Origin of the sequence: Streptomyces flavofungini (assembly GCF_041028215.1) — a bacterium.
Lineage (GTDB): Bacteria > Actinomycetota > Actinomycetes > Streptomycetales > Streptomycetaceae > Streptomyces > Streptomyces flavofungini_B.
In genome coordinates, this window is sequence record NZ_JASKYR010000410.1 from 1 (window position 1) to 6775 (window position 6775).

The 6775-nt window shown below is 72.6% G+C and carries 5 protein-coding genes; 3 read left to right on the forward strand and 2 right to left on the reverse strand.

What is annotated here, in order from left to right:
- A partial coding sequence (locus AB8Z36_RS25285; RefSeq protein WP_369215677.1) for a class F sortase occupies positions 1-407 on the forward strand: 407 nt, incomplete at its 5' end.
- A gap of 15 nt (positions 408-422) precedes the next feature.
- Here AB8Z36_RS25285 and AB8Z36_RS25290 read toward each other — a convergent pair.
- Together AB8Z36_RS25290 and lysX are read right to left on the reverse strand one after the other, a co-directional pair.
- On the reverse strand, positions 423-1259 hold the full coding sequence (locus AB8Z36_RS25290) for a polysaccharide deacetylase family protein (RefSeq protein WP_369215678.1): 837 nt from the start codon (positions 1257-1259) through the stop codon (positions 423-425).
- Between the two features lie 86 nt (positions 1260-1345).
- A complete protein-coding gene (gene lysX, locus AB8Z36_RS25295; RefSeq protein WP_369215679.1) occupies positions 1346-4666 on the reverse strand; it encodes a bifunctional lysylphosphatidylglycerol synthetase/lysine--tRNA ligase LysX in 3321 nt (1106 codons plus the stop codon).
- Between the two features lie 148 nt (positions 4667-4814).
- On the opposite strand from lysX, the gene AB8Z36_RS25300 reads away from it, so the two are divergent.
- Both AB8Z36_RS25300 and AB8Z36_RS25305 read left to right on the forward strand, forming a co-directional pair.
- Positions 4815-5276, forward strand: a complete 462-nt coding sequence (locus tag AB8Z36_RS25300) for a universal stress protein (protein ID WP_369215680.1) — start codon at positions 4815-4817, stop codon at positions 5274-5276.
- 101 nt (positions 5277-5377) lie between these two features.
- A partial coding sequence (locus tag AB8Z36_RS25305) for an amino acid permease (RefSeq protein WP_369215681.1) occupies positions 5378-6775 on the forward strand: 1398 nt, incomplete at its 3' end.

Consider the following 6775-nt stretch of genomic DNA (forward strand, 5'->3'; position numbering starts at 1 on the left):
CGCCGATCGTGCCGGTGGGTCTGGACCCCGAGGGGTGGGTGGACGCGCCGCCGCCCGACGACCCCAATCTCGCGGGCTGGTTCACCGGCGCCGTCGCACCGGGCGAGAAGGGCACCGCGGTGATCGTCGGCCATGTCGACAACCAGCAGGGCCCGGCCGTCTTCTACGGTCTCGGCTCCCTGAAGAAGGGCCAACGGGTCGAGGTCAGGCGCAAGGACAAGAAGGCCGCCGTCTTCGAGATCTACGGGATCGAGGTGTTCTCCAAGAAGAACTTCCCCGGCACCCGGGTCTACGGCAACGGCGGCACCCCCGAGCTGCGCGTCATCACCTGCGGCGGCGGCTACTCCGAGCAGACCGGCTACGACGGCAACGTCGTCGTCTTCGCCCGCCTGGTCGCGGTGCGCTGACCGCGGCGCACCGCCTCACACCTCCTCGCGGCCCGGCACCGTGAGGCGGTAGCCGGAGTCGAGCAGTTCCGGCAGGTACTCGCGCAGCGCCTCGACGCTGCCCGAGCGGTCGCCGCCCGCGTCGTGCGAGAGCACCACGACGCCCGGCGCGGCCCCGTCGCGGACCCGGCGGACGATGGCACCCGGGCCCGGCTCGGTCCAGTCGAGGGTGTCGACGGTCCAGGCCAGCGGCTCCATGCCCAGCTCCGCGCCGAGCTGGAAGGCGTTGCGGTTCCAGGCGCCGTAGGGGGCCCTGAACCACCGGGGGTACTCGCCGACCGTGCGCTCGACGACCTCGCTGGTGCGCTCGATCTCGTCGCGCATCGAGTCGCGGCCGAGCCGGGTCAGCAGGGGGTGGGTCCAGGTGTGATTGCCGATCACATGGCCGTCGTCGGCCATCTCGCGCAGCAGGTCCTTGTTGTCGGCGGCCATCTCTCCGCAGACGAAGAACATGGCGCGCACCCCGTACTCGCGCAGGGTGCGCAGGATGCCCGGGGTGTACCGGGGGTCGGGGCCGTCGTCGAAGGTCAGCACCATCGACCGCGACCATCCCGCCACGCGCAGGATCGGCGCCCTGCGGACCGCGGGCAGCGCGCGCGTGGCGCCCTGGGGGCCGTTGCCCGCGAAGGGCTGGAGGCGGTACGCGGACGGCCGGCGGGCGCGGGCGGCCGGTGCGCCTCCGGCGGGGCCGCCGGAGGGCGCCGGGGACGCCGGACGGTCCTGGCCCGCGCAGCCCGCGGCGGCGGCGATGCCGAGGGCCGCGGCGGCACGGAGCACCAACCGGCGCCCCGGAGTCAGCTGATCGTCTTTCATGAGTAATCCGTCGCACGGCCGATGGCCCGCGCGGCACACCAACACGGGACGGCCGCGGAAAGCACCCGATCAGACGCGGCGGGCCCTCAGACGCGGCGGACCAGAGGGAAGGGCAGCGTCTCGCGGATGGTGAGGCCGGTGAGGAACATGACCAGGCGGTCCACGCCGATGCCGAGGCCCCCGGTGGGCGGCATCGCGTACTCCAGCGCGTCGAGGAAGTCCTCGTCGAGCTCCATGGCCTCGGGGTCTCCCCCGGCGGCGAGCAGCGACTGGGCGGTCAGGCGGCGGCGCTGCTCGACGGGGTCGGTCAGCTCCGAGTAGGCGGTGCCCAGTTCGGTGCCGAACGCGACCAGGTCCCAGCGTTCGGCGAGGCGCGGGTCGGCGCGGTGCCGACGGGTGAGCGGGGAGACGTCCGTGGGGAAGTCCTTGTAGAAGGTGGGCAGCTGGGTCCGCTCCTCGACGAGGCGCTCGTACATCTCAAGGACGATGTCGCCGCGTCCGTCGTCCTTGGTGTACGGCACTCCGGCCCGGTCGCAGAGCCGGTGCAGGACAGGTGGCGCGGTGTCCGCGTCGACCTCTTCGCCGAGCGCCTCCGAGAGGGCTCCGTAGACCGTCCTGACCGGCCAGGGCCCGGAGATGTCGTGCTCGACGAGCCGTCCCCGGCCGTCGGCCCTGCGGGCGACCGGGGAGCCGAAGGCGGCGGTCGCGGCGCCCTGGACGAGCTCGCGGGTGAGGTCGAGCATCACGTCGTAGTCGGCGAAGGCCTGGTACGCCTCCAGCATGGTGAACTCGGGGTTGTGCTTGTAGGAGACGCCCTCGTTGCGGAAGGTGCGGCCCATCTCGAAGACCTTCTCCATGCCGCCGACGCAGAGCCGCTTCAGATACAGCTCGGGGGCGATGCGCAGATACAGGTCGAGGTCGTAGGCGTTGATGTGGGTGGTGAAGGGCCGGGCGTTGGCGCCGCCGTGGATCTGCTGGAGCATCGGCGTCTCGACCTCCAGGTAGCCCCGGTCGAGCAGCCCCTGCCGCAGGGCCTGTACGGCCGCTGAGCGGGCCCGCACCACGTCGCGGGCGGCGGGGCTCGCCACCAGGTCCAGATAGCGGCGGCGGACCTTGGCCTCGGGGTCGGTCAGGCCGCGGCGCTTGTCGGGCAGCGGGCGCAGGCACTTGCCGGTGAGCAGCCAGTCGGTGACGAAGACGGTCGGTTCACCGCTGTCGCTGGCGCCGACCGTGCCGCTGACGGTGACGTGGTCGCCGATGTCGGTGGCGGAGGTGAAGCGGTCGAGCACCTCCCTGCCGGAGATGTCGCGGGTGAGGGCGATCTGGAGGTCGCCCGACCAGTCGCGCAGGACGGCGAAGACGATGCCGCCGAAGTCGCGCAGAAGCATGACGCGGCCCGCCAGGGTGACCCGCTCGCCCGTCAGGCCGGGCCCGACGGCCGCGAGGCGGTGGGTGCGCGGCGGCGCCCCCACCGGGTAGGGGTCGGTGCCCTCGGCCCTGAGGCGGTCCAGCTTGCGGTGCCGGACGCGGATCTGCTCCGGGAGCCGGGACGCGGCGTCGGCGTCGGCGTCGGTGGCGCCCTGGCCGGCGAGGCCGAGCGCGGCGATCGACGGCAGTCCCTCGGTGGTCGCGGGCTGGGTGACACCCCGGGGCCGTGCGTGCCCCTTGCCCCAGAGCTTGCGCAGGGACGGCACCGCGACGAAGCCCTCCGCGATGCCGGAGGCCAGGCTGATGCGGGCGAGGGCGCCGCTGTCGCCGTAGCAGATGAAGCGCGGGTACCACTGCGGGTGGTACTTGGCGTTGGAGCGGTAGAGGGCCTCCAGCTGCCACCACTTGGAGAAGAAGAGCAGGAGCTTGCGCCAGAGGCGCAGCACGGGACCCGCGCCGATCCGCCCGCCCTCCTCGAAGACCGAGCGGAAGACGGCGAAGTTGAGTGAGACGCGGCGCACCCCGAAACGGGGCGCGGCGGCGCACAGCTCGGCGACCATGAACTCCATGACGCCGTTGGGTGCCGTGCGGTCGCGGCGCATCAGGTCGAGCGAGACGCCGTCCCTGCCCCAGGGCACCAGGGAGAGCAGGGCCAGCAGCCTGCCGTCCGCGTCCAGGGCCTCCACCAGCAGGCAGTCGCCGTCCTCGGGATCGCCGAGCCGGTCGAGGGCCATGGAGAAGCCGCGCTCGGTCTCGGTGTCCCGCCAGGCGTCGGCCCGGTCGATGATCTCCTCCATCTCCTCGTCGGTGAGGGTGGAGTGCCTGCGGACCCGGGCGGTGGCGCCGCTGCGGCGCACCCGGTTCACCGCCTGCCGGGTCACCCGCATGTCGCGCCCGTCCAGGTCGAAGTCCGCCACGTGCAGGATCGCCTCGTCGCCCAGTTGCAGCGCGCCGAGCCCGGCGCGGGCGTAGGCGGTGGCGCCGTCCTCGGAGGCGCCCATCACGGCGGGGGCCCAGGCGTAGCGCCGGGCCACGTCCAGCCAGGCGGCGATGGCGCGCGGCCAGGCCTCGCGGTCGCCGACGGGGTCGCCGCTGGCCAGGCAGACACCCGCCTCGACGCGGTAGGTGACGGCGGCCTTGCCGCTGGGCGAGAAGACCACGGCCTTGTCGCGGCGGGTGGCGAAGTAGCCGAGCGAGTCCTGTGCCCCGTACGCACCGAGGAGCGCGCGGATGCGGGACTCCTCGTCGTCGTGCAGGGCCGCCTCCATGCGCTGGGAGCGGAAGAGCGTGGCGGCGGCGTTCAGGAGGGCGAGCGCGCCGAACAGGCCGAGCCAGAAGTACAGGGGCCGGGGCGGGGTGCCGCCGAAGAAGTCGTTGCCGTGGATCAGGCCGCCGCAGACGCGGTTCGCCGCCCACGGCAGCCGCTCGTGGCGCGGCAGCGTGCCCGGGAACAGCTCGGTCAGGCCCCAGCCGGCCAGGATCGCGACGCCGAGCCCCGCGGCCAGGACGGCGAGGGCCCGCCAGACGGCGCCGCGCCGCGAGGCGGCGGAGAACTCCTTGCGGGCCAGGAGCAGCAGGACCAGCGCGGCCCCGCAGACGACGAACGAGGGCAGCGACTCCGCCCAGAAGCCGAGGGCGGCGCCGAGCACGTCGAAGGCGAGCAGCAGGCCGAGGTAGATCACCACGAGCCACCACGCGACCTTCTTGCGGGCGGCGGTCGCGGCGGCGAGCAGGAAGAGGAAGACGGCGTAGGCGAGGTTCGCGCTGACCGGCACCGTGACGAGGTCGAGGGCGCGGATGACGGGCAGCAGCAGGCGGCGCAGCGGCGGGATGACCGAGAGGACGGCGCAGAAGACGCCGAGGGCGCCGAAGAACGCGGCGCATCCCTCGGGGACCCGGGCGAGGAAGCCGCCGCCCCGGCCCGCCGTGTCCGTGTCCGTGGGTCCCGCGGTCCCGGGCTCCTCCGCGCGCACCGTCATGGGCACGACTGTAAGAAGACCTCGGCGGGGTCGCTCGTCGGGAGAGGGCCGACCGGCGGCCCCGGCGGAGGGCTCGGCCGGACCGGCGGCCCCGGCGGAGGGCACGGCTGCCCGCGGGCGCCCGGGTTCCCTCCGCTAACCTCTCGGCGTGAGTGATGACCAGTCCCACCAGTTCGAACGCGGCACCGACGGACCCAAGGTGATCGTCGTCGGGGTCGACGGCTCCGAGTCCTCCCTGCGCGCCGCCGCCTACGCCGGAGGCCTGGCCAGGCGGCAGCGGGCCCTGCTCGCCGTCGTCTACATCCAGCCGGTGATGGCGGCGGGGGCGGCCCTCGGGGCGCCGGTCGCCGAGACCACCGACGAGATCGCCGAGGGGCTGATCGCGGAGATCAGGGACGCCACCGAGCGGGTGAAGGACATATTCGACGTCCGGTGGGAGTTCCACACCTTCCGCGGCGACCCCTACAGCGGTCTCGTCACCGCCGCCGACGACCTGAAGGCCGACGCCGTGGTCGTCGGGGCCTCCGAGCAGGCCGGACACCGCATCGTCGGCTCGGTCGCCGTCCGTCTGGTGAAGGCGGGCCGCTGGCCGGTCACGGTGGTGCCGTAGCCCCCCGGGGCGCCGCACGGGTGTGGCGTCTTCCGTACGGGGCCCGGCTGGGCCATCATGATCCGCCATCAGCCGGTCGCGTTCGCGAAGAGGTGGAGCTCATGGCGGGACTCCGGATGGGCAGGGGCGTGCTGCGCCGCAAGCCCATCGAGCACATCGACGACACGGAGCAGGGCGGCGGGCTCGCCCGCTCGCTCGGCCTCTGGCAGCTCACCGCGATCGGTGTCGGCGGCATCATCGGCGCCGGCATCTTCACCCTCGCGGGCACCGTGGCCAACGAGAAGGCCGGGCCCGCCGTCCTGATCTCGTTCCTCATCGCGGGCGTCGCGAGCGCCGCGGCGGCGTTCTCCTACGCCGAGTTCGCGGGGCTCATCCCGAAGGCCGGGTCGGCGTACACGTACGGCTATGTGGTGCTCGGCGAGATCACGGGCTGGTTCATCGGGTGGGACCTGCTCCTTGAGTACACGGCGATCGTGGCGGTGGTCGCGATCGGCATCTCCGGCTACTTCAACTTCCTCCTGAACGACATGGGCGCCGAGCTGCCGCAGTGGATGCTGGGCGCGCCGGGCACCGGCGACGGGCACAAGGTCGACCTGTTCGCGGCGCTGCTCTGCCTGCTCATCGCGTATCTGCTCACCCTCGGGATCAAGAACGCGGCGCGCTTCGAGATGGTCGTGGTGGTCCTGAAGGTCCTCGTGGTGCTGCTGGTGATCGGCGTCGGCTTCTTCCATGTGAACACCGGCAACTACGAGCCGTTCTTCCCCTTCGGCGTCAGCGGCGCGTTCACGGGCGCGGCGACCGTCTTCTTCGCCGTCTTCGGCTACGACGCGATGAGCACCGCGGCCGAGGAGTCCAAGGACGCCCAGCGCCACATGCCGAAGGCGATCCTGTACTCCCTGGCGATCTCGATGGTGCTCTACGTCCTGGCGTGCCTGGTCCTGACCGGCATGCAGGACTACAAGGACATCGACCCCGAGAGCGGGTTCTCCAGCGCCTTCAAGGCGGTGGGGCTCGGCGGGCTCGCCGACGTCATCGCCGTCGGCGCCATCATCGGCATCCTCACGGTGATGTTCACGTTCATGCTGGGCGTGACGCGGGTGTGGTTCTCCATGAGCCGTGACGGGCTGTTGCCCAAGTGGTTCGCGAAGACCCACGAGACACGGCACGTGCCGACGCGCGTGACGTGGATCGTCGGCTTCGCGTCGGCCGCCATCGCCGGGTTCCTGCCGATCGGCGAGGCGGCCGAGCTGACCAACATCGGCATCCTGCTGGCCTTCGTCGTGGTCTGCGTGGCGGTGATCGTCCTCCGCTACAAGCAGCCCGGTCTGCCGCGGGCCTTCCGCTGCCCCGGCATGCCGGTGGTCCCGGCGCTCGGCGTCGTCTTCTCCATCTGGCTGATCACCTTCCTCCAGTGGCAGACCTGGGTCCGCTTCGCCGTGTGGTTCGCGGTCGGCCTCGTCATCTACTTCGGGTACTCCTACCGGAAGTCGGAGCTGGCC

Excerpts from the sequence above, each read along its gene's own strand:
- lysX (WP_369215679.1), bottom strand. The coding sequence starts at position 4,666 with ATGACGGTGCGCGCGGAGGAGCCCGGGACCGCGGGACCCACGGACACG.
- AB8Z36_RS25290 (WP_369215678.1), bottom strand. The coding sequence starts at position 1,259 with ATGAAAGACGATCAGCTGACTCCGGGGCGCCGGTTGGTGCTCCGTGCC.